This window comes from Glutamicibacter sp. NPDC088483 (genome assembly GCF_044753145.1).
Lineage (GTDB): Bacteria > Actinomycetota > Actinomycetes > Actinomycetales > Micrococcaceae > Glutamicibacter.
The window spans coordinates 649,167-674,604 of the sequence record NZ_JBIVMP010000001.1 but is presented as its reverse complement, the minus strand read 5'-3'; the positions used below and the strand labels follow the sequence as shown (position 1 = coordinate 674,604).

The following is a 25,438-nucleotide window of genomic DNA, read 5'->3' as shown; positions in this document are numbered from 1 at the left end:
GAATGCCCGACGCTCCCACGAGGCATGAAAAAAGCCCAGCGGCGCTGGCACGCGTGCTGGGCTGGTTGCCGGAATCCCGGCAGAACTAGGTGGTTATTCGGTTTCAGACGAAGAGCTGTCGGTGCCTTCTGGCTTGTTCTTGCGTTCTGCACCTGGCTTCGGTTCCTTGGCCTCAGGCTTGGCTGGTTTCTCGCCATCGGCCTTCTGCACGTCTTCACGTTTAGTGAGGTCTTGCTCACGCGCCTTCGAGTCGGCTTCACGCTGCTGCTGGCGGCGCCAGACCTCCAGCTGGCGCAGGAAATCCTCATCGTCGTCCGGAGCCATGGACTTCTGCGCAGGGGCTCCATTTGACGCAACAGGGCGACCTAGGAGGAACCACAAACCGGCTCCGATTAGCGGAAGGAGGATGACGACCGCAATCCACGCAGGCTTAGGCAATGAACGAATGCTGCGGCGCTCTGCACGAGCGCATTCGATCAGGGTATAAATCGTCAAAGCAACCGAAACCACTGCGGCGAAAATCAATAAGCGGACCATGCTTCCATTCTAGTGATAATCCTGTTCACAGGTTCACCGGTAGAATTGAGACTATGCAGTTTGTGAAATATAGCGTTATCCGCCTAGGCATATTCCTAGCCGTTTTCTTGGGCCTCTGGTTAGGTATGAAGTGGCCAATCTTCGTTTCCGGAATTATTGGCCTGGTCGTGGCCTTCGCGGTGGCCTACCTTTTCTTCAATAAACTTCGGCTAAAGGCGAACGAAGATATCCGCAACGCTTTCAGCAAGACCTCGGCAAACAAGACCAGGATGCAGCTAGCTGATGAAGCCGTTGAGGATGAATTCGACGAATCACAGCGCAAGCAGACCCCTGGCGCCGAGTAAATTTCCCCACGCAGGTTCACCTCGAACTGCATAGCCCAGCCATTAGCGCATGGCCGGCATGACAATTAACGAGATGGGCTGGCCGGATCAATTGATCCGGCCAGCCCATCTCGTTTTTCCTTCTGCAGCGGTGGCTAGGCCAAAACCTCGATGGCGATAGCCAAGGAGAAGAGCACCGCATATACGACATTGACCATGCCGGTCTGCTTAAGCACCAGCACCAGCTTTGGCAGCTGCTGCTCGCGAAGCATCAGCAGCGATGGAGCCACTGCAGGAACGAAGGTGAGCAGGACCAGCCACATCCATGGGAAGGCGCTGGTGGCCAGCAAAGGGAGGAGGATGGCTACCGCCAGCATCAGCACGTAGCTCAAGCGGGCATTGTGTTCGCCAAGGCGCACCGCCAAGGTAACCTTTCCCACCTCTTTATCGGTAGGAATGTCTCGCACATTATTGGCCATCAGCAGAGCGCAGCCAATCAGGCCGGTGCCGATGGCACCCCACAGCGAAGCCATGGTCAGCTGGTTGATCTGGGTGAAGGTGGTACCCAAGGTGGCGACCAAGCCGAAGAAGATGAAAACGTAAATATCGCCCAAGCCGCGGTAGCCGTAGGGGTTCTTGCCGCCGGTGTAGCCCCAAGCGGCGAAGATCGCGGCGACGCCTACCAGCAGCAGCGGCCACGAGGAAGAAATGATGACCAGCACGAGGCCGAAGATGGCGGCTAGCCCGAAGCAGCCGAAAGCGGCATTGCGCACGTTCTTCGGCTCGGTGAGCTTGGAACCGGTCAGGCGCAGCGGGCCGACGCGTTCGTCATCGGTGCCTCGGATGCCGTCCGAGTAGTCGTTGGAGTAGTTCACTCCGACCTGGAGCAGCAGGCCCACCAGCAGAGCCAAGACGAAACGGAACCAATGAACGGTTCCAGTTTCGCCCAGCGCGGCTGCGGTACCGATGACAACCGGGGCAATGACGATAGGCAAGGTGCGCAAACGCGCCCCAGAAACCCACTGGGAAAGTGTGGCCACTTTCTGTCCTTTCAGGGCAAGCGGAAACTCGTACCCTCTAGTTTCCCGCGATTAGGCGTGCAAGGCGAATCGAGACTAGTCGCGAACGCCTAGTTCTTCGATGACCAGCTGTCGATTGAACTTGCCATTAGGCAGCTGCGGCAAGCCAAGAGGGTAGTGGCGCACGTGCTTGGGCACCGCTTCCTTGCCCAAGGTCCGGCGCACCGCTTCGAAGGCATCGGCGGTATTGGTCGGGCCCGCATAGGCCAGGCCAACGCTGTGGCCCCATTGCGGATCGGGCACCGGGACCACGATTGCCTGCGTGAAGAATTCTTCCAGCAGCCCTTCAATCTTCGATGCCGAAAGCTTGATGCCCCCGGTATTGATCACATCATCGATGCGTCCAATGATCTTCAACCGCTGTTTTTCAACGGTGCCCAGGTCATCGGTGACGTACCAGCGGACACCATCGCGTTCAATGAAGTGCTCGGCGGTGGCTTCGGGGGAGTTGGCGTATCCGTCGGCGAGCATGGGGCCGGCGACCCAGATGCGCCCCTCATGCGCTGCCAGCTGCACGCCGGGAAGGGCCGTGCCGTTGTAGACCAGGCCGCCGGAAGTTTCCGAGGACCCATAGGTCTGGAAAATCTTCAGCCCATGATGGCGGGCGCTGACCAGCAGGTCCTTGCTGGCTCGCGCGCCGCCCAAGAGGATGGCGTCGAAACGCTTCAGCGCCTGCAAGGTTTCCGGCGCCGGGTTATCCAGCAGCCGGGCAAGCTGGGTTGGAACCAGCGAGGTGATCCGGCGGGAGTCGATCATTTGATTGGCGGCTTCGGTGAATGCCGTGGCCGAGAAACTGCCCTCGGTGTCCATCACCACGGGCTTGGTGCCGGCGAACAATGAACGCGTCAGCACGCTCAGTCCCGCGACATAGTGCACCGGCAAGGCCAGCAGCCATTGGCCTTCGAAGCCGAGGAACTCGGCCGTGGCCTGCGCACTGGATGCCAACGCCGAAACGCTGAGCACCGTGCGCTTGGCCCGGCCGGTGGAACCGGAAGTCCGCACCACTGCCATGGGCTGCTCGAAACCTGGCAGGTCCTGTGGCGCCAAGTACTCGATGCGCCAGCCGTTGGGGTTGGCCTCATCGAGCAATACCTCAACGGCCGGCCCCCCGTCGTTGGCCGCCGTGGCCAACGCTGCGAGCAGTTCAGAGAGTTGTTCGTGCATATCCGGTCCTCGTTCCGTCGCGGAAGATTAGAAGTAGTAAGGGTAGTTGGACCAATCCGGGTCGCGCTTGCCCAGGAACGCGTCGCGTCCTTCTACTGCCTCATCAGTCATGTACGCCATGCGGGTGGCTTCGCCAGCGAAGACCTGCTGGCCGGCCAAGCCGTCATCGGCCAAGTTGAAAGCGAACTTCAGCATGCGGATGGCCTGCGGGGACTGGCGGGCGATGTCGGCTGCGTACTCCAGGGCCACCTCTTCGAGGCGTTCGTGCTCTACCGACTCGTTGACGGCGCCCATGCGGACCATGTCATCGGCCGAGTACTCGCGGGCAAGGAAGAAGATTTCGCGGGCGGTCTTCTGCCCGACCTGGCGGGCGAGCAATGCCGAACCGTATCCGGCATCGAAGGAACCGACGGTAGCGTCGGTCTGCTTGAACTTGCCTTTCTGCTTCGAGGCAATGGTCAGATCCGAGACCACGTGCAGCGAATGGCCGCCACCGGCAGCCCAGCCGTTGACGACGCAGAGGACAACCTTGGGCATGGTGCGCATCAGGCGCTGGACTTCCAGGATGTGCAGGCGCCCGGCACGCGCCGGGTCGATGGATTCGCGGGTCTCGCCTTCGGCATAGCGGTAGCCGTCACGGCCGCGGATGCGCTGGTCGCCGCCGGAGCAGAATGCGTGTCCGCCGTCCTTTTCGGAGGGGCCATTGCCGGTCAGCAGGACGGTGGCTACGTCGCTGGTCATGCGGGCATGGTCCATGGCGCGGAACAGCTCGTCCACGGTGTGCGGGCGGAAGGCGTTGCGCACCTCGGGGCGGTCGAAAGCGATGCGCACGGTCGGAAGGTCGCGCACGATGCTTCCATCCGCCGCTCGCTGGACTTGGCGATGGTAAGTGATGTCGGTGAAGTCGAATCCCTCGACCACGCGCCAGCGCGTTGGGTCGAAGACATCGGAGACCTTCTCGGGCAATGCGGAATTATTCAGGCTACTCACCCTATGAATGCTAGTCGGTTTCGTCCGGAACTCTAAGAAAGGAGTAGTAGACTTTTCACGGCCCGACTCGCGGTTGCGCGTGGAATCCCCGCCCGTACGACTTGGACCATCCAGTGAATCACCGGATTCATTTCACGATTTTTGCACGGATCCATTGAACGCGTCCGTAGGTCAGGAGTTCATCTATGCCATCTGGTCAGCATCGCCCGGCAACCCCGGAAATCAGTGCCGAGGGCTACAAGAAATCCCTGAGCCGCCGCCACGTCCAGATGATCGCGATCGGCGGAGCCATCGGTGTGGGCCTGTTCATGGGCTCCGGCGGGCGCCTGGCCTCGACCGGTCCGGCGCTGGTGCTGTCCTATCTGGTAGCTGGCGCCTTGGCTTACCTGCTGATGCGGGCACTGGGCGAACTGATCATGTACCGCCAGACTTCCGGTTCCTTCGTCTCGTACGCGGCTGAGCTCTTCGGTCCCAAGGGCGCCTTCATCTCCGGATGGATGTACGTGCTGAATTGGATCATGACCGGCATTGCCGAGCTGATCGCCATCGGCCTGTACTTCCAGTATTTCTTCCCGAATGTTCCGGTAACCGTTTCCGCGTTCTGCGCGTTGCTGCTGCTGGTGGCCATCAACCTCTTCAGCGCCAAGGCTTTCGCAGAATTCGAGTTCTGGGCAGCTTGCATCAAGGTGGCCGCGATCGTCCTGTTCCTGGCCGTGGGTACATACATGGTGGTGACCAACGCACAGGTGGGAGACCACACCGCGTCGGTGGCCAACCTCTTCATCGGCGATGAGAACGGCGAGGGCGGTATGTTCCCCCGTGGTTTCTTCGTCAGCATCCTGGTCCTGAACTCGGTGATCTTCGCCTATAACGCCATTGAACTGGTGGGCATTGCCGCCGGCGAGATGGAGAACCCGGAAAAGGAAGTTCCATCGGCAATCCGTGCGGTGGTCGTTCGCATCCTGGTCTTCTACGTAGGCAGCGTCTCCCTGCTGGCCATGGTGCTGCCATGGAACGAATACGAATCCGGGGTCAGCCCGTTTGTCACGGTCTTCGAGAAGATGGGCCTGGGCTGGGTTGGCAGCGCGATGAACCTGGTGGTGATTACCGCTGCGCTGTCCTCGTGCAACTCGGGCCTGTATTCCATCGGCCGCATCCTGCGCACCATGAGCGGCAATGGGCATGCTCCGCAGTGGCTCGCGAAGATGAACAAGCATTTTGTTCCCTCCACCGGCATTATCACCGTGGGCGTGGTCTATCTTGCCGGCGTTATCCTGAACATCTGGCTCGGTGATTCCTTCGCCTTCGACCTTGCCTTGAATACCGCATCCATCGGCGTGCTGTTCACCTGGGCCTCGATTTTCGGATGCCAGCTCATGCTGCGCAAGAAAAAGGGCTCTGTTTCCTCGCTGCCCATGCCCGGGTCGCCCATTACCGGTTGGGTCGGATTGATTTCCTTGCTGGTTATCACCGTCCTGATTTCTTTCGATACCTTGACCGGGGAAAATGGCGAGGTCTTCCCGGTGGGGCTGTACACGATCGCCACAATTCCGGTGTTCGCCATGCTGTTGTGGGGCGGATGGCATTTTGCTCGCAAGCACGCTCGGGTGGGCATCGATTTCTAGGCCGCCAGCGATTATGCGCCAGCCGCCAAAGGGAGCAGTGCAACTGATGCGCCCCCTTGGCGGCTGGATGGCTCAGGACGTTGGGTTTTCATCCCGCTGCACCGTGGCGAGGATGCCGGTGTCCAAGGCATCGGGAATCGCGGTGCCGCGCAGCGACGCGCCGGCGGTCTCCGGCATGAACTTGATGGCGATCGCACCAATCACGCACGCTGCCATCATGTAGATGGCCGGGAAGAGCAGGAAACCGGTGGCATTGATGGCCGCTTCATTGACCATCGCGGCGGTGCCGCCGAAGACCGCCGTAGCGATGTTGTAGGTAATCGCGAATCCTGCGAAGCGCACCTGCGAAGGGAACATCGCCGGGAACGTCGCGGTAATCGTGGCCAACTGCGGAATGTAGAGCAGACCCAGCACGGCGAAGCCGACAATGGCCCAGGCGAAGGACTTGCCCATCAGCCAGAACATCGGTATTGCCAAGACGAACAGGCCAATGACTGAGGCGTACCACATTGGCTTGCGTCCGACCTTGTCCGAAAGCGAGCCCGCAAATGGAATTACGGCCATCATGGCCACTTCGCCGATCAGGATGGTGGCCAGCGAAGCGTTGGGGTCCAGCCCCAACTGGGTTTCCAGGTACGTCGGCATGTAGCTGAGCAACGTGTAGTTCACGACGTTCAGCGCAATGACCAGTCCGGTCATGGTCAGCATGGGGCGCCAGTAGGTGAACACCAGTTCCTTGAGCGACCCGCCCTGCTGGGCTTCGCCGGATTCTTCCATCTCCTGGAAGACTGGTGTATCCTCCAATCTGCTACGCAGGTACAGGCCGATCAGGCCCATGGGCAAAGCGAGGAAGAATGGGATGCGCCAGCCGTAAGCCATCATGGCCTCCTCGCTGAGCACCACCTGCAGGCCCAGCATCACGGCGGTGCCGAGGGCGAAACCGCCCAAAGTGCCGAATTCCAAGAAGGAACCGAAGAAGCCGCGTTTGCGATCCGGCGCATACTCGGCCATGAAGGTTGCCGCGCCGCCGTACTCGCCACCGGTGGAGAAGCCCTGGATCATGCGCAGCAGCACCAGCAGGATTGGCGCGGCGACGCCAATGGCTTCGAAGGTTGGCAGGATGCCGATGAGGAAGGTGGCCAGCGACATCATGATGATGGTCAAGGCCAGGATCTTCTTGCGGCCCAGCTTGTCGCCCAGCGGGCCCCAGACCAGGCCGCCAATCGGGCGGACCAGGAAGGAGAGGGCGAAGGTGGCCAAGGCCATGAAGGTGCCGCCCTCGGTGGGGAAGAAGTGGGCGGTGATGTAGGTGACGGCCACGGCATAGACACCGTAGTCGAACCACTCGGTCATGTTGCCCATGGCCGATGCCGCAGTGGCCTTGCGAACTTCTTGCCGGCCTTCTTGCGTGTTCATGTCCGGCCCGATGTCATGGTCCAGGTCGGGAGTGAAATTATGTGCATTCGAGTTGTCGTTTGGCTGGCTATGTTCCGGTTGCATTGCTGCTCCGTTGTTTTCAGCTTTCCGTCGACCGATCGCCCTAAGGCCAGATAGGAATTCATCGCCTTGGCCGCGGTCCACGATCCGGGAGTTCCCCGGAGTCGGTTAAATACCAGAGGCTATTCGAATCAATTTCTAAAATCAACCACTGACATGGAATTGATTGCCCGCAATTGCGGACAGAACGGGGGTTGGCCCGTGGCCCGGCCATGTGGTCTCGGCGGCCTTGAAATGCTCAATTGTGAAAATCCGGCGACCCGCGACTTTATTATTGAACGAATGGTCGGTAAGTTTAGGTGTTGAGGGTCACTAACCATTTTGGCATAAGGAGCACAGATGACCGAGGCATTTCTCGTAGGTGGAGCACGCACGCCGGTAGGCCGTTATGGAGGTGCGCTCAGTGCCGTGCGCCCCGATGACCTGGCAGCGCTGACTATTCGCCGAGTCATTGAAGACGCGGGGATCGATCCGGCCGACGTTGATGAAGTCATCTACGGAAACGCCAACGGCGCGGGCGAAGAGAACCGCAATGTTGCCCGCATGGCTGCGCTGCTGGCCGGCCTGCCCGTGACCGTTCCGGGCATCACGGTCAACCGCCTCTGCGCCTCGGGCATGAGCGCCATCACGATGGCCAGCCACATGATTAAGGCCGGCGCCGCGGACATCGTTATCGCCGGCGGCACCGAATCCATGTCGCGGGCACCTTGGGTCATGGAAAAGCCTTCCAAGGCCTTCGCCAAGCCGGGAGCAACCTTCGACACCTCCATCGGCTGGCGCTTCACCAACCCGCAATTCCTCTCCGGCCAGTACTCGCGCGATGGCAAAGCCACCTTCTCGATGCCGGAAACTGCCGAGGAAGTCGCCCGCGTCTACAACATCTCGCGTGAGGATTGCGACCAGTTCGCCGTCGAATCCCATGCCAAGGCCATTGCCGCCATCGAGGCCGGGCATTTCCGCGATGAAATCGTTCCGGTTACTGTCAAGGGACGCAAGGCAGAGAGCATCGTGGACACCGATGAGGGGCCACGGCCAGGGACCACCATGGATGTGCTTTCCGCCCTGCGCCCAGTAGTCAAGGGAGGAAGCGTCGTCACTGCTGGCAATGCGTCGACGCTGAACGACGGAGCGTCGGCAATCCTCGTGGTCTCCGAACGGGCCATCAAGAAGTACGGACTGGCGCCGCGCGCCCGAATCGTCGACGGGCAGGCCGCGGGCCTGGAACCAGAAATCATGGGCATGGGACCGGTCCCGGCGACCCGCAAGGTACTTGAACGCGCGGGACTGGGCATTGACCAGATCGGTGCCATGGAAATCAATGAAGCCTTCGCCAGCCAGTCCCTGGCCAGCATGCGCGAGCTGGGGGTCGATGCAGGAATCGTCAACCGCGACGGCGGCGCCATCTCGCTGGGCCATCCGCTGGGTTCCAGCGGTTCCCGCATTGTCATCACCCTGCTGGGCCGCATGGAACGGGAGCTGGCTTCCGAGCAGCGCAAGCTGGGCATTGCCACCATGTGCGTTGGCGTGGGCCAAGGCACCGCGATCTTGCTGGAAGGCGTCTAGAAGTGGGCGATTTGAACAGCGGGTTCACCACCCTCAAGCTGACGGAAACCGATGACCGCCTCTGGGTGCGCCTGCACCGCCCAGCGGTCCGCAATGCCATTGACCAGGCCATGGTCGACGAGCTGCACACCATCTGCGATTATCTGGAGAAGAATCCCAAGATCCTGGTTATGGCTGGCACCCCCGCAGAGGCAGCGAGCGAAGCGAATCCCAAGGGGCGCAAGGGCATCTTCGCTTCCGGAGCCGATATTTCCCAGTTGCGCGAACGCCGCCGGGATGACGCGCTCGCCGGGATCAACTCGGGCATCTTCGACAGGATCGCCAAGTTGCCGATGCCGGTGGTTGCGGCATTGGACGGCTTCGCCCTGGGCGGGGGCGCCGAACTGGCCTACGCCGCGGACTTCCGCATCGGCACCCCCGAGCTGCGCATGGGCAACCCGGAAACGAATCTGGGCATCATGGCCGCCGCAGGCGCCACCTGGCGGCTGAAGGAACTGGTCGGCGAGCCGCTGGCCAAGGAAATCCTGCTGGCTGGCAAGGTGCTCACCGGCGAGCAATGCCTGGCCGCCAACCTGGTGACCGAACTGCATCCGGCTGCCGAGCTGGATGCCGCCGCCGATGCCTTGGCAGATCGCATAGCAGCCCAGGATCCGCTGGCGGTGCGCATCACCAAGTCCGTCTTCCATGCTCCGCGCGAAGTCCATCCGGTGATCGATACCTTGGCCCAGGGCATGCTTTTCGAGTCCCAAGCCAAGTTCGACCGCATGCAAGCATTCCTAGATCGAAAGAAGAAGTAACCATGAATGCACAAACCAGCTTCACCACCGGTGCGTTGCCGCAGCAGATGGGCGTGCTCGGCGGCGGACGCATGGGTGCAGGCATCGCCCACGCCTTCTTGACCAGCGGCAGCGCCGTTCTCGTTGTTGAACGCGACGACGAGGCGGCGCAGGCGGCCTATGAGCGCGTGGCCGGATCCGTGGACAAGTCCATTGCCCGTGGCCAGATCAGCGAAAGCCGCGAAGAGCTGCTGGCCCGCTTCTCCACCAGCACCGACTACGAGCAGTTCGCCAGCGCGCAGCTGGTGGTTGAAGCCGTTCCGGAAATCTGGGATCTGAAGGTTTCTTCCCTTCAGGCCGTGGAGCAGGCGCTGAACGCCGAGGCGGTGCTCGCTTCGAACACCTCGTCGCTGTCGGTCAGCGGCTTGGCCAAGGAATTGCAGCGTCCCGCGAACTTCCTGGGCTTGCACTTCTTCAACCCGGTTCCCGCCTCCACCCTGATCGAGGTCGTGATCGGCAAGCAGACCGATAAGACCCTGGTGGACGCATCGCGCGGATGGGTTCAAGCACTGGGCAAGACCGCAGTGGTGGTCAATGACGCTCCCGGGTTCGCTTCTTCCCGCTTGGGCGTGGCTATCGCCTTGGAAGCCATGCGCATGGTCGAGGACGGCGTAGCCAGTGCCGAAGACATCGATAACGCGATGGTCCTGGGATACAAGCACCCTACCGGCCCGCTGAAGACCACCGACATTGTCGGTTTGGATGTGCGACTGGGCATTGCAGAATACCTGCACGAGACGCTGGGGGAGCGCTTCGCGCCGCCGCAGATCCTCAAGGACCTGGTGGCCCAGGGCAAGCTCGGACGAAAGACCGGACAAGGCTTCTACACCTGGTAGGACAAAACTGAAAAGGGCTGCGCAAGCAGCCCTTTTCGCGTACTGGCCGGTGCGTCAGGGGATCAGGCCCTGGCTGCGGGCGCGCAACACCACATCAAAGCGATTCGTGGCACCCAGCTTTCGCACGGCCGAGGCCAGATAGCTTTTGACGGTGCTTTCGGCTAATCCCAGATGCGTCGCAATCAAGGCGTTGCGCTTGTCCAGTGCCAGATGGGAAATCACATCCAGCTCACGCGGCGAAAGGATCGAGGGGCCGTCGATTGCCTGCGGCGCCGGCCCCTGCCCTGGGCGCAGCATTGTGCTGGCCGTGCTGAGCCGTGCGGCGAGTTCCGGATCCTGCACCATCCGCGCAATATCGCGCAGCTCGGTGTAGAGCGCATTGAGACCTTCTTGGCTCAATGCCATCTCCGAGGGGTGCGCGGCTTGCGGTTCGGAGGCACTGAGCACCGCCATGCGCCTCTGGGTCTCTTCATGGACCGATAGTTCCCAGGCGAGCCGGCGTGCCTCTGCTGCGGCCGCGGCCAGCATTCCATCGGTCAGCTGCCGGCGGTTTCGCAGTCCGGCATAGATCAGCGCACGCACCTGGTCGTCAACCACGACCGGTACTGCCAGCAAGGCCAGTATTCCCTCGCCGCCAATTTCCCGGTCATAGCTGTGAATGATTTCCGGGGTCTCGTGGTACGAATCCGTGGCTGCCAATTGACGCCGCGATACCGCCAAGCCGCCTAGGCCCTCACCGGGCTTGACCACCAGGCCTCGCAGCGAACCGGTACGGGTTCCTGCGAAACAAGTCAGCTTCGTACCCGTGGACCGGGCGAAACCGCCAAAGGCAACTGGCGGGCCGGTGCGTGCCGCCAAAGTATTGAGCCTGTGGTCCAAAAGGGCTATTTCGTGCGAAGAATCAGTGGTCACTGGCTACCTCCTTTAGATGGTAGTGATCCGACTCACCAGCAATTTAGGATACCTGCTAAAGGCAAGTGATCGGCATCACTTGCCTGGATTGAACTGACCGCTGACACGATGGAGTATCCGCCATGACGGCACTGCTGACCCGAGAAGACCCTGTTGGAATCGCCTCCCCAGCCGCACCGGCCGAGCCGGGCCTGACTGACCCCGCGGCACTGGGATTGGGCGCCTTTGCGCTGACGACCTTTGCGCTGAGCCTGTCCAACGCCGGGATCATTCCAGAAGCTGGCGCCGCCGTCCTGGCGATTGCCCTATTCTACGGTGGCGTGGTCCAGCTGATCGCTGGCGTCATCGAATTCGCGAAGGGCAATGTCTTCGGCGCCACCGCGTTCACTTCCTATGGCGCATTCTGGATGGCCTTCTGGTGGCTGGAAACCAACCCGGAGGTAGCGCAGGCGGCGGGCCCGGCGGGCCTCGGTGCCTTCCTTCTGGGGTGGACCATTTTCACCGCCTACATGACGGTCGCCGCCCTGCGTACCAATGGCGTGCTGGTTGCCGTGTTCACCATGCTGACCGCGGCCTTCATCTGCCTGACTATCGGTGCCTTCACCGGCAGCACGCTGATACATGAACTCGGAGGCTGGTTGGGCCTGTTTACCGCATTCCTGGCCTGGTACGGCTCCTTTGCCATTGTCACGAACGCCACCTGGGGACGCCAGGTCCTGCCTACCTGGGCGAAGTAGGCGGCGGAAAGCTGGTCGCAGGCGCGCGCAGTTCTGGCTGTCCTCAGAAGAGGTAGCTCATCAGCGAGGAGAACAATTCATCGGGGTCATTGGGCAAGCCCTTGGAAGTGAACCAATCGCAAAGATTCACGCAATCACGGTGCAGGAAGTCCAAGCCGTTCGGGTTGCCGGCAAGATCTACGCACTGCGGAACATCGATTACTACCAGCCTTTCGCCGGAGACAAGAATGTTGTACGCGGAGAGGTCCCCGTGGGCGATGCCGAGCCCGGCAAATTTCTCCAGTGCGCCGGTGAGCTGTTCCCATAGTGATGGAAGGCGCGGGTCAAAGCGGGAGAGTTGCTGCAGGCGAGGCGCTGCCGCATGCTGATCGTCTGGATTGGCAATGAACTCCATGAGGATTTCGGTGCCATCGATTTGCACCGGGTAGGGAACAGGTATGCCCGCCTCGTAGCAACGGAGCAAATAGCTCCATTCGGCGTTGGCCCACTGCAGGGCAGCGATCTGCTTGCCGTACGCGGAGCTGTTGCGGATAGCGCGGTTATCACGCGAACGCCGTGCGGAGCGCCCGTCGCTATAGGACTGCGAGCGGCTGAACTGCATTTGCTCGCGCGAACGATAGCGTTTTGCTGCCAGAAGGCTGCTGCGATCTTCGGTGGCACGTTCCAGCAGGAAGACATCGCCTTCCTTGCCCGTTTTCAAGATGCCCAGCTCGGTGTCGATGGCTGCGGCCTCTTCGATGAGCCAGTGCGGATACGGTTTGGGTCCGCGCAAGCCCTTCTCGATAAATGGCCATGTCGAATAACGTTGGCCGTTGGCCGGATCACCGGTCTCGGAGTCGTTCCAGACCGGTTTGTGCTTGCTGAATTTCAGTTGTTGATCGGCATCCGTGGAGGCAGCGGCGATCAGTGGCGAATTTGCGGCCTCGAGGCCAGCGGGAAAATGCATTGGAAGTAGTCCTCGGGAGAAGGGGGAAATGGCTTGTTCAGGCGGTAAGCAATCATCGTTACCCCTCCTTCAATAGACTGATTGACGTTTGCCAATGACTAGAACAATACAACAGCAGGGCAATGTGTTGCAATAGGCTTATGAGCCACAGCCTTACCTACCGCAAGCAAGCCGGGGACCTGGACTGGAGCGGAGCCGTTAATGCGCGCCACATCTGCGGAGCCTTCTACCGCATGGGCAGGCATGAGTGGCTAACGGCTGAGGGCTGGCAGCAAATGCACGCTGCTGGCGTCAGTAGGGTCATCGACCTGCGCAACCCGGATGAAATCCGCCGTCGCGAGCATGACCCAGCGGTGCCCGCGGCAAGCCTCGCAGGGATCGAGCTGGTGAACCTGCCGCTGGAATCGCCAGGCAATGAACGTTTCGAGTCGGTGGCGGTGCCGTACATGAATCACACCGGGATGTACCAGCTGGTCTGCGAGGAATTCGGCGACCACCTGCGGGCGGTGTTCGAGAGCCTCGCGACCGCGGAACAGGGCACGGTGGTCCACTGCTCGGCTGGACGCGACCGATCGGGATTGATAGCCACAATGCTGCTTCAGCTGGCTGGCTTGGATGGCCAGATCCTGCTCCATGATGAACTCGCGGTCAGGGGGATCAATGAGTGGCATCGCATTTCCCCTCGCAAGCACCCGTACGAGAGCTACCGCAGTGAAGGGCAACTGCGGGAAATCATTCATGGCCGAGCTGGCGAACTGGAGAATTTCCTCAGGTGGCTCGGGTCCACGCGGAGGTATTTGCTGGACCAGGGAATGAGCGAGAACGCCGTGGAGCGCCTGCGCCAGCTGGCACGCTAAGAGCCAGGGAGCGCTGGCGAAGCAGCGAGGCACACAAGTGTCTTCGGTCACCCCTTCCTGCTATGGTTAACGGTAATACTGACCGACCGTTCAGGAAGGAATTGCGTCAATGACGACAGAACAGATCACCGTAGTACCCAGCTACATCGCGGGGAACTGGCACAGCCCAGCGGCACAAGGCGGAACCGAGGTCCGCGACGCCAATACCGGCGAAGTGCTGGTCACCGTCACCAAGGACAACTTGGATGTTGCTGGCGCCGTGGCATACGGCCGACAGACCGGCCAGCGCGAACTAGCCAAGCTCTCCTTGCATGAGCGGGCGCTCAAGCTCAAGGAACTAGCGCTGTACCTCAATGAGCGGCGCAAGGACCTGTACGAGGTTTCCTTCAAGACCGGTGCCACCAAAATCGACTCGATGGTGGACATCGACGGTGGCATTGGCGTGCTGTTCACCTTCTCTTCCAAGGGCCGGCGCGAACTGCCCAATTCCAACGTGATCCTCGATGGCCCCACCGAGCCGCTGAGTAAGGACGGTTCCTTCATTGGCACCCACATCTACACCGCGATGGCCGGCGTAGTCGTCCAGGTCAATGCCTTCAACTTCCCTGTCTGGGGGATGCTCGAGAAGTTCGCACCAGCCTTCATCGCCGGTGTGCCTACAATCGTCAAGCCGGCAACCCCCACCGGGTACCTCACCGAAGCGGCTGTGCGCATGATGCTGGACTCGGGCATCCTTCCAGAGGGTTCCCTGCAGCTGCTTTCCGGCTCTGCTCGCGACATCATGGACCATCTGGATTACCGCGACATGTTCGCCTTCACCGGTTCGGCATCCACCGCCAGCAAGCTCAAGGCGCACCGCAACGTTATCGACGGAGGCGTGCGCTTCGCGGCTGAAACCGATTCCCTGAATGCAGCCATCCTCGGCCCCGACGCTGTGGAAGGCACCCCGGAATTCGACGCGTTCGTCAAGGTTGTTGTCAATGAAATGACGTCGAAGGCCGGCCAGAAGTGCACCGCCATCCGCCGCAACATCGTGCCGGCCGCCCAGGTTGACGCAGTGATCGCGGCCATTGGCAAGCGCATCGATGAACGGGTGGTCATCGGCGATCCTCGAGTTGAGGGCGTCACCATGGGTGCCCTGGCTTCGCTGGAACAGCTGGCCGATGTGCGCGGAGCAGTCCAGGACATGCTCGCCGCCGGCGGCGAGCTGGCCTACGGCCGGCTGGATGCCCCAGCGGTACGCGTCGCTGCGGAAACCGATGCCGTCGCAGAAGCCGGCGCCTTCATGTCGCCAGTGGTCTTGCGCTGGAATGACGCGCGCAACCCGATCGTGCACTCGCGCGAAGCTTTCGGCCCAGTCAGCTCCGTTATCGGCTACAGCAGCGTGGAAGAGGCAGTGGAACTTGCCGCCATGGGTGCTGGCTCGCTGGTCGCGACCGTATGCACCAATGACGCCGAAGCCATGCGTGCCCTGTCCCTGGGCATTGCAGCCCACCACGGGCGCGTGCACATCCTGAACCGCGAAACCGCACGCTCCACCACCGGCCACGGCTCCCCGGTACCGCACCTGGTCCACGGCGGCCCAGGCCGCGCAGGCGGCGGTGAAGAGCTCGGCGGCATCCGCTCGGTCAAGCACCACATGCAGCGCACCGCGGTCCAGGGCTCGCCCAACATGATCACCGCGCTCAGCGGCGTCTGGCATACCGGGGCCCAGCAGTCGCTGGCCGGCAGCCCGAAGTTCGGCGGCAAGCCGGAGAACGTCCACCCGTTCCGCAAGTCGCTGGCCGAGCTGAAGATTGGTGATGGTTTCGTATCTGACCTGCGTGAAGTCAGCTTGGAGAAGATCACCGAATTCGCCAACGAAACCGGCGATACCTTCTACGCGCACACCGACCAGTCCGCCGCGGAAGCCAACCCCTTCTTCCCTGGCATCGTGGCCCACGGCTACCTGCTGGTTTCCTGGGCTGCGGGCCTGTTCGTGGAGCCTGCTCCGGGACCGGTCCTGGCCAACTACGGTCTGGAATCGCTGCGATTCATCACCCCGGTAGCTGCCGGCGACTCGATTCGCGTCACCTTGACGGCCAAGAAGATCACCCCGCGTGTCACCGATGAATACGGCGAGGTGGCTTGGGATGCGGTACTGCACAACCAGAACGACGAACTGGTTGCCACCTATGACGTGCTGACGCTGGTGGAGAAGACCGACGCGACCTACGCGAACTGGAATAGCTAGATCAGTCTGCTCCCTTCGAGGGAAAGAAAAAATGGAGTTGGGCCACGATGAAAATTGTGTCCCAACTCCATTTTTGGTGAAGCCTAGGAGTTGCCGTTGATCTCCTGCTGCTTGTTCAGCTTCGCCAAGGTCGCTTCCTTGGCGGCGTCCAGCGCCTGCTCGGCCTCAGACGGCTCTCCAAGGCCATGGCCGGTCTGCCCTGCGGCTGGCAGGTTGCGCCAGAGGAAGAAGCCGTACAGTGCCGCCAAGGCGATGAAGACGAACAGGCCCAGCATGCCCAGCATTGGGGAGATCAGGAAGTAGACGACCAGATCGGCAACGGCGGCCACGGCCAGCACCAGCCAGCCAGCTCGCACACCGCGGGCAACCATGACGAACGATGCGAAGATGGCCGCATCAGCGAAGTACAGCACCCAGATTTCCGGGGTTGCACTCATGAAGCCGCCATTGAAGAGGAACGGGCCGAAGCGCAAGGCAACCAGCAGGATCAGGCCCACGAGCAGGCCGAGCGCGGACCACGGCGTCACCGCGGTGCTCGTGACCATGCGGGTGAACTTTCCCTTGAGCTCGTAGCGGGAGAACCGCCACAATCCAAAGACGGCGATCAGCAGCAGCGGAACGGCGTAGAGCAGCCCCAGCAGATCGAACTGCATCGAGGTAATCACCGGGCCAACGAAGACGCCCAGAATCAGGGTCCACCAACCCAGGTCATTGCGGTGCGCCAGCAGCGCTCCGGAGACGAAGACGAGCAGCATGCTCGCGGCGGAAAGCAGGATCTGGACGTAGGAACTACTGCTGTCGGCGGTAGCCATGAAAAGGGTTTCTAAGATGGAATCCACAGCGCTCTTCACTTGGTTGATCGAGAATGTCTGGTGCTGGAAGCACCCCTTCGATGCTAGCTGTGAATTCTGTGAGGACAGCAAGATTGACAGGTCGGATACGCCACATCCAGGCTCTTCGGCACCGAGTTAACGACGTTGGCTCCCACCTGGTCAGTGGGAGCCAACGCGTTGACTTGCCTTTGGAATTAGGCGTTTGCGGTATGCAAGCCATTGAAGAGCAGCGAGACTGCTTGGTCTTCGAGCTCGGTTCCGTTGATCGGTCCGTCGGCGCGGTACCAGTCAACCACCGAGTTGATCAAGCCGAAAAGCAGTCTGGCGGTTGCCCGAGGTTCCAAATCTGCACGGATCTTGCCATCCGACTGCGCATCGGTCACCAGTTCCGCCAGCTGGCGGTCCATGGCACGGCGGCGCTGCAGTGCTTGGCGCTCCAATTCCGTGTTGCCGCGCAAGCGCAGCAGCAGGGTCACGTAGGAACGCTTATCCAGCAGGATCCGGAAGGTTGCGCGCAGGAAGAATTCCAGGCGCTCATCCGCGGTGCCCTCATGGGAGCGGACCTCGGCGATCACTGCTTCCAAGGGAATCAGCGCCTCGTCCAAGGCCAGGCGCAGCAGGTCCTCTTTCGACGGGACATGGTGGTAGATCGCGGATTTGCTGATACCCAGTCGGTCGGCGAGCTTGCCCATGGAGGTCGCGTCGTAGCCGTATTCGTTGAATGCCTCGACAGCAATGCGCAAAACGGTTTCTTGATCGTAACCGGGGCGGCCACGCTTGGCCGGACGGTTGGCAGTATCGGTAAGTTCCATGATTAGTTGATTATCCCATGTCCCGGCGGAGGCTAGTTAGCGCGCATGTCGTAGATGCGCTTGAGCTTGCCCATGGAGCGTTCCAGGGATTCCGGTTCGACAACGTCGATGGCGCAGGAAGAACCGACATGGATCTTGATCAGCTTGGCCAGTTCCTTGGCGCCGTTGGTGGCATCTTCGATGGACGCCTCGCCGCGGCGCTCCACCTTGACTGCCAGCTGGTCCATGCGATCCGGACGGGTCAGGATCAGCTGGAAGTGCGGCGACAGGGTCGGCACCTTCAGGATCAATTCCTCGATCTGGCTTGGGAACAGGTTCACGCCGCGCAGGATGATCATGTCATCGCTGCGTCCGGTGATGCGGCCCATGCGGCGGTGGCCCGGTCGGCTGGTGCCAGGCATCAGCCGGGTCAGGTCGTGGGTGCGGTAGCGGATGATCGGCAGGGCCTGCTTGGTCAGCGAGGTGAAGACCAATTCACCGTGCTCGCCATCGGGCAGCACCTTGGTTTCGTCGAAGGCATCAATGATTTCCGGGCGGAAGTGGTCTTCCCAGATGTGGCTGCCATCCTTGCGTTCTCCGGATTCGCCAGCCACACCAGGACCCATGACCTCGGAGAGGCCGTAGATGTCGCAGGCGGTGATGTTGAACATCTCTTCCAGCTCGTGGCGCATCTCTTCGGTCCATGGTTCGGCACCGAGCACGGCTACCTTCAGCGAGGTGGATCGCGGATCAAGGCCCTTGCGCTGCATGGCATCGCCAATGGTCAGCAGGTAGGTCGGAGTGCAGAGGATCGCGTCAGGCTCGAAGTCCTGGATCAGCGAGATCTGCTTGTCGGTCTGGCCTCCGGACATGGGGATGACCGTCGCTCCGAGGTGTTCGGCGGCGGCATGCGCACCCAGGCCGCCGGTGAACAGGCCGTAGCCGTAGGCGTTGTGGACCTTCCAGCCTGGCTTGACCCCGGCCAGGCGCAGGCAGCGGGCGCCGAGCTTGGCCCAGTCGTCCAGATCCTTCTTGGTGTAGCCAACCACGGTGGGCTGGCCAGTGGTGCCCGAGGAGGCATGGATACGGGAGACCTCTTGCTGCGGGACGGCAAACATGCCGAAAGGATAGTTCTTGCGCAGATCTTCCTTGTCGGTAAAAGGGAACTTGGCGAGGTCGCTCAATTCCTTCAGGTCATCAGGGTGCACGCCAGCGGCATCATACTTTGCCTTGTAGTACGGCACGTTGTTGTAGGCATGGTGCAGAGTTTCCTTCAAGCGGGTCAGCTGGATCGCTTCGATCTGCTCACGGCTCATGGTTTCTTCTGGATCAAGCGGATTCGGAAGGCTGTCGCGGTCGGTGTTCTGAGACATGCTGAAACTTTCGTGTCGAGTGGGATGGGTGCTTAGCGGTTCTTGGGTTTCGGGACGGTGCGCGAACGTCCGCGGAACTCTGCGACGGTTTCAATTGAGCCGTCGGCCGCTGGCTGGGTCACCTTGATGTCGTAGATCCCGCTGCGGCCTTGCTGCGAGACACGGTTGCCGGTGGCAGTCAGCACTCGTCCGGGAATGGCTGGCTTGAGGAAGTTGACGTCAGCGCCGGAGGCTACCGTGATGGTCTCATCCGAGCCTGCCTGCGGATTGCAGCTCAGTGCGAACGCAGTGTCGGCCAGAGCGAAGATCATTCCACCGTGGCCAATACCGAAGCCGTTGAGCATTTCCTGCCGGAGCGTCATGGTGATGACAGCGTGGCCCTCGGAAACCTCGACTACTTCGATTCCCATCCATTGCGTGGCGTAGTCGTTGTGAAGAATGGCGTGCGGGACCGAATTCTCTAGCTGTGTTTCGCTCATCATCTTCCTTCGCCGAATTATTTACCGAACGATCATTAGGTAATAACATTATGTGAGCTAAGTCAAGTTGGAAGAGTGTTTTAGCGGCACTGTTTCAGCGAAGGCGAACAGCGGATCTAGCGGGTGAAAATTCGTTGGTGCACGTCGAGAATGAACGGCTCCTTGATCCGGTTGTAGTCCATGACCAGTCCACTCTCGCCGTCGCTCGCGGCCAGCATGCGGGCGGCTTCCCGCTTGACCGCGGCGTAGGCCAGGCGGTCGGTTTCATTGTGTTTCAGATGCTCGCGAAAAATCAGGTGCCGCAGATACTCGGGGCTTCCTGCGCTGAAGACATGGATGTTGGTGTCGGGAAGCCGTGAAGCGGCAGCCGGCTTGAGCATGCGGTGGCCGTACCATCCAGGTTCGCGGTGCCAGAGAATGATGCCGGTGGATTCCAGCGCGGGAACATAGGAGGCTTCCTGGTTCGCATCGGGGACCAGCAAGATGATGTCGATGATCGGCTTGGCGGGGAGGCCCGGAACAGAGGTGGAACCGGTGTGCTCGATGGCCAGCGCGGTGGACCCCAGGGAACCGGCGATCTGATCGCGCAAGCGCCGAAAATCCGTGGCCCACTGCTCGGTAGGCTCGGCAATCGAGATCAGGCCGCGCATCAGTTCGCCGCCGACAGCCTCGTATTCCGGATCTTCTTCCGGCTGGCTGGTCAGCATCGGGTAGCAGGGCAAGGTGCACAGGTACCGCTGGGCATCCGGCCAGCGCGGATCTGCAGCGGACTGCGAGACGAGGCAACCGAGCGCACGGTAGAAGCCCACCGCATCATCATCGGTGGTAGCCCAGACATTCTTCTGGTGGGCGTCGCGCAATTCAGCCAGCAAGGCAGAGCCCAAGCCCTGGCCTTGCGCGGCGGAATCCACTGCAAGATATTCGACGCAGATCGCGTAGTTATCGCTGTGCCGGTAGGCAGCCAGCGCCACGATATCGCCCGTGGCAGTCGTGCTGGCAAGGACCTCAAGTCCTTCGCAGTCATCGAGCAGCGCTTCCAGCGCCTGCTCATTGGCAGGTTCGGCGGCCAGCACCAGCAAGCGGCGTACCGCCGGGTCATTGCGGTAGTCGCTGATCTTGATGTGGTGCATGGCCGCCGTTCCTCAGGTTGTTAGATTTCTTCGGTGCATCCCAGGGCGTCCAAGGCGAAGGAATAGTCCCACGCACGGGACTTCCACGACTCGTAGCGCCCCGACGCGCCGCCGTGCCCGCCATCCATTTCGGTCTTCAGCACAATTGGTTCCTGTCCGGTGCCGATTTCGCGCAGCTTGGCCACCCATTTGGCTGGTTCAACGTACAGTACACGGGTGTCGTTGAGCGAGGTGACCGCAGCGATCTTCGGGTAGTCCTGGGCCGTGACATTTTCGTAAGGGCTGTAGGACTTCATGTAGTCGTAGACCTCCTTGCTTTCGATCGGGTTGCCCCATTCTTCCCATTCCAGTGCCGAGAGCGGCAGCTCGGGATCCAGGATGGAGGTCAAGGCATCGACGAAAGGCACCTGGGCGATGATCGCCGTGTACAGCTGCGGAGCCATATTCGCGATGGCACCCATCAGCAATCCTCCGGCTGAGCCGCCCAGGGCAGCGATGCGCTGCGGATCGGCCCAACCGGAATCGATCAGGTACTGGGTGGAGGCGATGAAGTCGGTGAAGGTGTTCTTCTTGTGCAGCTTCTTGCCCTGCAGGTACCAGTTGCGGCCCAGCTCCCCGCCGCCGCGCACGTGGGCGATGACAAAGACCACGCCGCGATCCAGCACGCTCAAACGGGGGATGCCGAAACCGGGATCCATGGAAGCTTCGTAGGAACCGTAGCCGTAGATCAGCACCGGCTGGGGGACCGAGGCATCCAGGTCGGCCCGGCGCATGATGGTCAGGGGGATCTTGGCGCCATCGGCCGCGGTGGCCCACTCGCGCGTGGACAGGTACTTGGACGGGTCGAAGTTATTCACCGGAGTCTGCTTGCGCAGCACCAGCGAATGGTCTTCCAGCCACAGGTCATAGACGCGGGCCGGGGTGAAGTCTGCGGTGTAGCCGATGCGGATCAGCGGCGCCTCCAGCTCCGCGAAGGTTGCCGAGGCGGTGAACAGCTCATCCTCGAAATCCGGTTCAATGGCTGGTTGCTGGGCGTCGGTGCCCAGGCCGTCCAAGGACAGCAGCTGGACGCGCTCGCAGGTATCGCGGCGAACCGAGAGCACCACGTGCGAACCGGTCACTGCCGTGCCTTCGATCTTGACCGTGTCCTCATGGGCCACCAGGGTGCGCCACTGCGCGGGATCGGTGCTTGCACCCAGCTGCTTCACGGACGCCAGCGACACCATATTGTTCGGTGCTTTGTGGTCGTGGGTGATGAGCGCCTGGCTGGCCCCTGGCAGCAGATCGATTCCGTGCAGCAGGCGCAAGCTGCGCGGCACCAGCAGGGTCACTGCAGCTGAAGGGTCGAGCAGGTCCAGCATGCTGGTTTCGGCGTATTCGGAGTTGCCGCTGGAGATCATCAGGCTCTTGCGGTCCGGGCTCAGATCGAAGCCGAGCCACATGCCTGGATCATTCTCCTCGAAAATGATCTTGTCCTGTGCCGGATCGGTGCCCAGTCGGTGGGCGCGGACCTGGTGCGGCCGCCAGGTTTCGTCTACCACCGTGTAGAAGATCGTTGAAGAATCGGGGGAGAAGGCCAGCCCGTAGAACACCCCTTCAATGGTGTCGCCCAGCAGCTCACCGGTTTCCAGATCCTTGATGAAGAGGGTGAATCGTTCATCGCCGGCATTGTCGACACAGTAGGCGAGCAGGTTGCCATCTTCGTTCAAGGCCATGCCGCCGAGCGAGAAGAATGGCTGGCCTTCGGCCAACGCGTTGCCGTCGAGCAGCACCTCTTCGGCAGGCAACGCAGTTTCCGGGTCGATGACCGGGGGAGTCCAGTCGGCAACAAGGTCCCCGGTGTCCGATGCCTTGACGCGGCACTGGATGGTGTAGGGCTTGCCTTCGGCCGAACGGGTGAAGTACCACCAGCCGCGGCGGCGCACTGGAACCGACAAGTCGGTTTCAACGGTGCGTGCCTTGATCTCGCTGAACAAGGCATCGCGCAGCGGCTGCTGGCTAGCGGTGATGGTGTCGGTGTACTCGTTTTCTGCGGTCAGATGCGCGATGACATCCGGGTTGGCTTTCTCCCGCAGCCACTCGTAGTTGTCGATGAAGTCATCGCCGTGGAAGCTGCGGGTGGTGGGCAGCTTTGCGGCACGCGGTGCATTGGCGGTCAACGATTCTGGAGTCATACCCCTATTCAATCCCACTACCGTGCTATGCGGGTGCAGCTATGCTCAGCGCGGACAGAACAGCGGTTTCAAACCGATAACGATGCAAGTGCAGGCGAGTCGCGGGGTACCGGCTAGGCTTTATAAGTCCTAGGCTTGCAGGCAGAACGTATCATCTGCACCTTGGGCCATTCGCCCTTCAGTACGAGAAAGCGATACATCAGTGGAAAAGAAAAGAACAGCTGCCCCCACAGGGCGCCTGGCCCGATGGATAGCCGCGGCTGCCATCGGTTTGATGGCCCTGGTCGTCGGGGCACCCTCGGCCGTGGCCCAAGGCAGTGAAAGCGTCGAGGGCCAGACCTACGTCATCGGCACGGATACGACTTTCGCGCCCTTCGAGTTCCGCCAGAACGGCGAACTGACCGGTATCGACATGGATCTTCTGCGCGCCATTGCCGAAGACCAGGGTTTTGAAGTCGAGGTCAGGTCCCTGGGCTTCAATGCGGCTTTGGCCGCCCTTTCCTCCAACCAGGTGGATGGCGTGATCGCCGGCATGTCGATTACCGACGAGCGCAAGGAGATCTACGACTTCTCCGAGCCGTACTTCGAGTCCGGCGTGCAGATGGCTGTCGCTGCCGGCAATGACGAGATCACCGGTTACGAGGACTTGGAAGGCAAGACCGTTGTCGCCAAGACCGGCGCCGAGGGCGAAAGCTATGCAAAGTCCATCGCCGAGGAACACGGCTTCGAGGTCAAGTCCTTGGACCAGTCGGCCACCATGTACGAATCGGTCAAGGCCGGTTCTGCAGTTGCCGTCTTCGACGACTACCCGGTGCTGGCCTACGGCATTGCCCAGGGCAATGGCCTGAAGACCGTCACCGACAAGGTCCCGGGCGGTTCCTATGGCTTCGCCGTGAACAAGGGCGAGAACACCGCGCTGCTGGCAGCGTTCAACGACGGCTTGGCCGAGCTGAAGGCCAACGGCGAGTACCAGCAGATCCTGGACTCCTACCTTGCCGACCCGACCGCAGCGGCGCCAAGCAACTTCTTCGACCTGCTGGTCAAGTCCATTCCCGCATTGATGACCGGTCTGTGGCACACCCTGCTGGTGACCGCGATTTCCTTCGCCATTGCCATGGCATTGGGCCTGGTCTTCGGCTTCATGAAGATCTCCGGGAACATCGTGCTGCGCGGCATCGCCACGACATTCGTGAACATCTTCCGCGGCACCCCGTTGCTGCTCTGGGCCTTCATGTTCTACTTCGGCCTGCCGCAGCTGACCGGCTGGGAGATCAGCGTCTGGACCGCAGGCGTGCTGACGCTGTCGCTGAACGCCGGTGCCTATGTCGCCGAAATCGTTCGCGGCGGTATCCAGTCGGTGGATCCAGGGCAGCTTGAAGCATCCCGTTCGCTGGGCCTGGGCTATGGCAAGTCGATGCAGAAGGTCGTGATCCCGCAGGCTTTCAAGATGATGACCCCGTCACTGATCAACCAGTTGATCATCAGCCTGAAGGACTCCTCGTTGCTGCTGGCTATCGGCTTCACCGAGCTGCTCTACCAGGGCCAGCAGATCTACGCGGCGAACTTCCGTGTCACTGAGACGCTGCTGATCGTGGGCATTATCTACTTCATTGCCATTATGGCGCTGACCAAATTGGCAAATTATGCCGATCGGAGGTTCAACAAGTGAGCACCGTAACCGAGCAAAGCTCCAACGTGAAGATCCAGGTCAAGGACTTGCACAAGTCCTTTGGCTCCAACAATGTCCTCAAGGGCATCGACATGGATGTCCGCGAAGGCGAAGTGGTGTGCGTGATCGGCCCTTCCGGGTCCGGCAAGTCCACCTTGCTGCGTTGCCTGAACAAGCTTGAGGACATTACCTCGGGCAAGGTGGTTGTCGATGGCTTTGATGTCACCGACCCCAAGGTGGACATCAATGAGGTGCGCCGCCATGTAGGCATGGTGTTCCAGCACTTCAACCTGTTCCCGCATATGAGCGTGGCAGAGAACATCATGCTGGCGCCGGTCGAGCTCAAGAAGATGAGCAAGGCGGAAGGCCGGGAGCGCGCACTTGAGCTGCTGGAACGCGTGGGCTTGCGCGAGAAGGCCAACGCCCGTCCCGCCTCGCTCTCTGGCGGCCAGAAGCAGCGTGTGGCCATCGCCCGCGCGCTTGCCATGGCCCCGGGCATCATGCTCTTCGACGAGGCTACCAGCGCTCTTGACCCGGAGATGGTCGGCGAGGTGCTGCAGGTTATCAAGGAGCTGGCCGACACCGGCATGACCATGGTTCTGGTGACCCACGAGATGGGCTTTGCGCGCGAAGTCGCTGACCGCGTGGTCTTCATGGCTGATGGTGTTGTCTGCGAGCAGGGTGCGCCCGAACAGCTGTTCGGCAACCCGCAGCAGGCGCGTACCCAGGACTTCTTGTCCAAGGTTCTCTGAGCCGTACCGCCAAGCCAGCGGAAAACCGTGCTGTCCACGACCAGATGAAACTGGTTGCGGGCAGCACGGTTTTTTCGTGACGAAGCTTACGGGACAAAAACC

The 25,438-nt window shown here is 61.2% G+C and carries 23 protein-coding genes; 10 read left to right on the top strand and 13 right to left on the bottom strand.

Annotated elements, in window-relative coordinates:
* Window positions 1-93 precede the first annotated feature (93 nt).
* On the bottom strand, window positions 94-537 hold the full coding sequence (locus tag ACIP6G_RS03280; protein WP_332502784.1) for a PLD nuclease N-terminal domain-containing protein: 444 nt from the start codon (window positions 535-537) through the stop codon (window positions 94-96).
* Here ACIP6G_RS03280 and ACIP6G_RS03275 point away from each other — a divergent pair.
* On the top strand, window positions 438-881 hold the full coding sequence (locus ACIP6G_RS03275) for a DUF4229 domain-containing protein (RefSeq protein WP_400288619.1): 444 nt from the start codon (window positions 438-440) through the stop codon (window positions 879-881). The genes ACIP6G_RS03280 and ACIP6G_RS03275 overlap by 100 nt on opposite strands.
* A gap of 134 nt (window positions 882-1,015) precedes the next feature.
* On the opposite strand, the gene ACIP6G_RS03270 is transcribed toward ACIP6G_RS03275, so the two are convergent.
* The 3 genes from ACIP6G_RS03270 to ACIP6G_RS03260 all read right to left on the bottom strand — a co-directional run bounded on the left by ACIP6G_RS03270 (window position 1,016) and on the right by ACIP6G_RS03260 (window position 4,093).
* On the bottom strand, window positions 1,016-1,900 hold the full coding sequence (locus ACIP6G_RS03270) for a 1,4-dihydroxy-2-naphthoate polyprenyltransferase (RefSeq protein WP_400288618.1): 885 nt from the start codon (window positions 1,898-1,900) through the stop codon (window positions 1,016-1,018).
* Between the two features lie 75 nt (window positions 1,901-1,975).
* On the bottom strand, window positions 1,976-3,103 hold the full coding sequence (locus tag ACIP6G_RS03265; RefSeq protein ID WP_332728230.1) for an AMP-binding protein: 1,128 nt from the start codon (window positions 3,101-3,103) through the stop codon (window positions 1,976-1,978).
* 27 nt (window positions 3,104-3,130) lie between these two features.
* On the bottom strand, window positions 3,131-4,093 hold the full coding sequence (locus ACIP6G_RS03260) for a 1,4-dihydroxy-2-naphthoyl-CoA synthase (protein WP_400288615.1): 963 nt from the start codon (window positions 4,091-4,093) through the stop codon (window positions 3,131-3,133).
* A 185-nt stretch (window positions 4,094-4,278) separates the two neighbouring features.
* Between ACIP6G_RS03260 and ACIP6G_RS03255 the strand changes: the two genes are divergently transcribed.
* A complete protein-coding gene (locus ACIP6G_RS03255) occupies window positions 4,279-5,718 on the top strand; it encodes an amino acid permease (protein WP_400288613.1) in 1,440 nt (479 codons plus the stop codon).
* A 72-nt stretch (window positions 5,719-5,790) separates the two neighbouring features.
* Here ACIP6G_RS03255 and ACIP6G_RS03250 read toward each other — a convergent pair whose 3' ends face one another.
* A complete protein-coding gene (locus ACIP6G_RS03250; protein ID WP_400288611.1) occupies window positions 5,791-7,218 on the bottom strand; it encodes an MFS transporter in 1,428 nt (475 codons plus the stop codon).
* A 336-nt stretch (window positions 7,219-7,554) separates the two neighbouring features.
* On the opposite strand from ACIP6G_RS03250, the gene ACIP6G_RS03245 reads away from it, so the two are divergent.
* The 3 genes from ACIP6G_RS03245 to ACIP6G_RS03235 are packed head-to-tail and all read left to right on the top strand — an operon-like array spanning window position 7,555 to window position 10,450.
* On the top strand, window positions 7,555-8,778 hold the full coding sequence (locus ACIP6G_RS03245) for an acetyl-CoA C-acyltransferase (protein WP_105656942.1): 1,224 nt from the start codon (window positions 7,555-7,557) through the stop codon (window positions 8,776-8,778).
* A 2-nt stretch (window positions 8,779-8,780) separates the two neighbouring features.
* Window positions 8,781-9,575 (top strand): enoyl-CoA hydratase/isomerase family protein, encoded by a 795-nt coding sequence (locus ACIP6G_RS03240; RefSeq protein WP_400288609.1) that lies wholly within the window; start codon window positions 8,781-8,783, stop codon window positions 9,573-9,575.
* Between the two features lie 2 nt (window positions 9,576-9,577).
* Entirely contained in the window at window positions 9,578-10,450 is an 873-nt protein-coding gene (locus tag ACIP6G_RS03235; protein ID WP_400288607.1) for a 3-hydroxyacyl-CoA dehydrogenase family protein, read from the top strand.
* 54 nt (window positions 10,451-10,504) lie between these two features.
* Here the strand turns inward: ACIP6G_RS03235 and ACIP6G_RS03230 are convergent, their stop codons facing one another.
* On the bottom strand, window positions 10,505-11,362 hold the full coding sequence (locus ACIP6G_RS03230) for a LuxR C-terminal-related transcriptional regulator (RefSeq protein ID WP_400288605.1): 858 nt from the start codon (window positions 11,360-11,362) through the stop codon (window positions 10,505-10,507).
* Window positions 11,363-11,484: 122 nt separating this feature from the next.
* On the opposite strand from ACIP6G_RS03230, the gene ACIP6G_RS03225 reads away from it, so the two are divergent.
* The gene (locus ACIP6G_RS03225; protein ID WP_400288603.1) at window positions 11,485-12,099 is read left to right on the top strand and encodes an acetate uptake transporter; all 615 of its coding nucleotides are present in this window, start codon (window positions 11,485-11,487) and stop codon (window positions 12,097-12,099) included.
* A gap of 43 nt (window positions 12,100-12,142) precedes the next feature.
* Here the strand turns inward: ACIP6G_RS03225 and ACIP6G_RS03220 are convergent, their stop codons facing one another.
* The gene (locus tag ACIP6G_RS03220; protein ID WP_400288601.1) at window positions 12,143-13,045 is read right to left on the bottom strand and encodes a serine protein kinase RIO; all 903 of its coding nucleotides are present in this window, start codon (window positions 13,043-13,045) and stop codon (window positions 12,143-12,145) included.
* 140 nt (window positions 13,046-13,185) lie between these two features.
* On the opposite strand from ACIP6G_RS03220, the gene ACIP6G_RS03215 reads away from it, so the two are divergent.
* A complete protein-coding gene (locus ACIP6G_RS03215; RefSeq protein ID WP_332594622.1) occupies window positions 13,186-13,902 on the top strand; it encodes a tyrosine-protein phosphatase in 717 nt (238 codons plus the stop codon).
* 109 nt (window positions 13,903-14,011) lie between these two features.
* A complete protein-coding gene (gene paaZ / locus ACIP6G_RS03210; protein WP_332485950.1) occupies window positions 14,012-16,135 on the top strand; it encodes a phenylacetic acid degradation bifunctional protein PaaZ in 2,124 nt (707 codons plus the stop codon).
* Between the two features lie 83 nt (window positions 16,136-16,218).
* On the opposite strand, the gene ACIP6G_RS03205 is transcribed toward paaZ, so the two are convergent.
* From ACIP6G_RS03205 to ACIP6G_RS03180, 6 genes are all read right to left on the bottom strand, one after another.
* On the bottom strand, window positions 16,219-16,947 hold the full coding sequence (locus ACIP6G_RS03205; protein ID WP_400288599.1) for a nicotinamide mononucleotide transporter: 729 nt from the start codon (window positions 16,945-16,947) through the stop codon (window positions 16,219-16,221).
* 215 nt (window positions 16,948-17,162) lie between these two features.
* Window positions 17,163-17,780 (bottom strand): TetR/AcrR family transcriptional regulator, encoded by a 618-nt coding sequence (locus ACIP6G_RS03200; protein ID WP_400288598.1) that lies wholly within the window; start codon window positions 17,778-17,780, stop codon window positions 17,163-17,165.
* 32 nt (window positions 17,781-17,812) lie between these two features.
* Window positions 17,813-19,132, bottom strand: coding sequence for a phenylacetate--CoA ligase family protein (locus ACIP6G_RS03195; RefSeq protein ID WP_400288597.1), 1,320 nt, complete (start codon window positions 19,130-19,132; stop codon window positions 17,813-17,815).
* Window positions 19,133-19,164: 32 nt separating this feature from the next.
* Complete coding sequence (paaI, locus tag ACIP6G_RS03190) at window positions 19,165-19,611, bottom strand: hydroxyphenylacetyl-CoA thioesterase PaaI (protein ID WP_332728237.1); 447 nt, start codon at window positions 19,609-19,611, stop codon at window positions 19,165-19,167.
* A gap of 116 nt (window positions 19,612-19,727) precedes the next feature.
* Window positions 19,728-20,741: a GNAT family N-acetyltransferase gene (locus ACIP6G_RS03185; RefSeq protein WP_332489443.1), complete on the bottom strand. Its 1,014-nt coding sequence runs from the start codon at window positions 20,739-20,741 to the stop codon at window positions 19,728-19,730.
* A gap of 20 nt (window positions 20,742-20,761) precedes the next feature.
* Window positions 20,762-22,915, bottom strand: a complete 2,154-nt coding sequence (locus tag ACIP6G_RS03180) for a S9 family peptidase (RefSeq protein ID WP_400288595.1) — start codon at window positions 22,913-22,915, stop codon at window positions 20,762-20,764.
* A gap of 202 nt (window positions 22,916-23,117) precedes the next feature.
* Here ACIP6G_RS03180 and ACIP6G_RS03175 point away from each other — a divergent pair, with 202 nt between their 5' ends.
* Together ACIP6G_RS03175 and ACIP6G_RS03170 are read left to right on the top strand one after the other, a co-directional pair.
* Window positions 23,118-24,584, top strand: a complete 1,467-nt coding sequence (locus tag ACIP6G_RS03175; protein ID WP_400288594.1) for an amino acid ABC transporter substrate-binding protein/permease — start codon at window positions 23,118-23,120, stop codon at window positions 24,582-24,584.
* Window positions 24,581-25,336 (top strand): amino acid ABC transporter ATP-binding protein, encoded by a 756-nt coding sequence (locus ACIP6G_RS03170; RefSeq protein ID WP_105656927.1) that lies wholly within the window; start codon window positions 24,581-24,583, stop codon window positions 25,334-25,336. The genes ACIP6G_RS03175 and ACIP6G_RS03170 overlap by 4 nt, the downstream gene beginning before the upstream one ends.
* Window positions 25,337-25,438: the final 102 nt, after the last annotated feature.

What these genes read in the sequence shown, in the direction of transcription:
- ACIP6G_RS03275 (WP_400288619.1), top strand. Translation starts at nt 438, where the DNA reads ATGAACGAATGCTGCGGCGCTCTGCACGAGCGCATTCGATCAGGGTAT.
- ACIP6G_RS03280 (WP_332502784.1), bottom strand. Translation starts at nt 537, where the DNA reads ATGGTCCGCTTATTGATTTTCGCCGCAGTGGTTTCGGTTGCTTTGACG.
- ACIP6G_RS03265 (WP_332728230.1), bottom strand. Translation starts at nt 3,103, where the DNA reads ATGCACGAACAACTCTCTGAACTGCTCGCAGCGTTGGCCACGGCGGCC.
- ACIP6G_RS03255 (WP_400288613.1), top strand. Translation starts at nt 4,279, where the DNA reads ATGCCATCTGGTCAGCATCGCCCGGCAACCCCGGAAATCAGTGCCGAG.
- ACIP6G_RS03250 (WP_400288611.1), bottom strand. Translation starts at nt 7,218, where the DNA reads ATGCAACCGGAACATAGCCAGCCAAACGACAACTCGAATGCACATAAT.
- ACIP6G_RS03245 (WP_105656942.1), top strand. Translation starts at nt 7,555, where the DNA reads ATGACCGAGGCATTTCTCGTAGGTGGAGCACGCACGCCGGTAGGCCGT.
- ACIP6G_RS03235 (WP_400288607.1), top strand. Translation starts at nt 9,578, where the DNA reads ATGAATGCACAAACCAGCTTCACCACCGGTGCGTTGCCGCAGCAGATG.
- ACIP6G_RS03225 (WP_400288603.1), top strand. Translation starts at nt 11,485, where the DNA reads ATGACGGCACTGCTGACCCGAGAAGACCCTGTTGGAATCGCCTCCCCA.
- ACIP6G_RS03220 (WP_400288601.1), bottom strand. Translation starts at nt 13,045, where the DNA reads ATGCATTTTCCCGCTGGCCTCGAGGCCGCAAATTCGCCACTGATCGCC.
- ACIP6G_RS03215 (WP_332594622.1), top strand. Translation starts at nt 13,186, where the DNA reads ATGAGCCACAGCCTTACCTACCGCAAGCAAGCCGGGGACCTGGACTGG.
- paaZ (WP_332485950.1), top strand. Translation starts at nt 14,012, where the DNA reads ATGACGACAGAACAGATCACCGTAGTACCCAGCTACATCGCGGGGAAC.
- ACIP6G_RS03205 (WP_400288599.1), bottom strand. Translation starts at nt 16,947, where the DNA reads ATGGCTACCGCCGACAGCAGTAGTTCCTACGTCCAGATCCTGCTTTCC.
- ACIP6G_RS03200 (WP_400288598.1), bottom strand. Translation starts at nt 17,780, where the DNA reads ATGGAACTTACCGATACTGCCAACCGTCCGGCCAAGCGTGGCCGCCCC.
- ACIP6G_RS03195 (WP_400288597.1), bottom strand. Translation starts at nt 19,132, where the DNA reads ATGTCTCAGAACACCGACCGCGACAGCCTTCCGAATCCGCTTGATCCA.
- paaI (WP_332728237.1), bottom strand. Translation starts at nt 19,611, where the DNA reads ATGAGCGAAACACAGCTAGAGAATTCGGTCCCGCACGCCATTCTTCAC.
- ACIP6G_RS03185 (WP_332489443.1), bottom strand. Translation starts at nt 20,741, where the DNA reads ATGCACCACATCAAGATCAGCGACTACCGCAATGACCCGGCGGTACGC.
- ACIP6G_RS03180 (WP_400288595.1), bottom strand. Translation starts at nt 22,915, where the DNA reads ATGACTCCAGAATCGTTGACCGCCAATGCACCGCGTGCCGCAAAGCTG.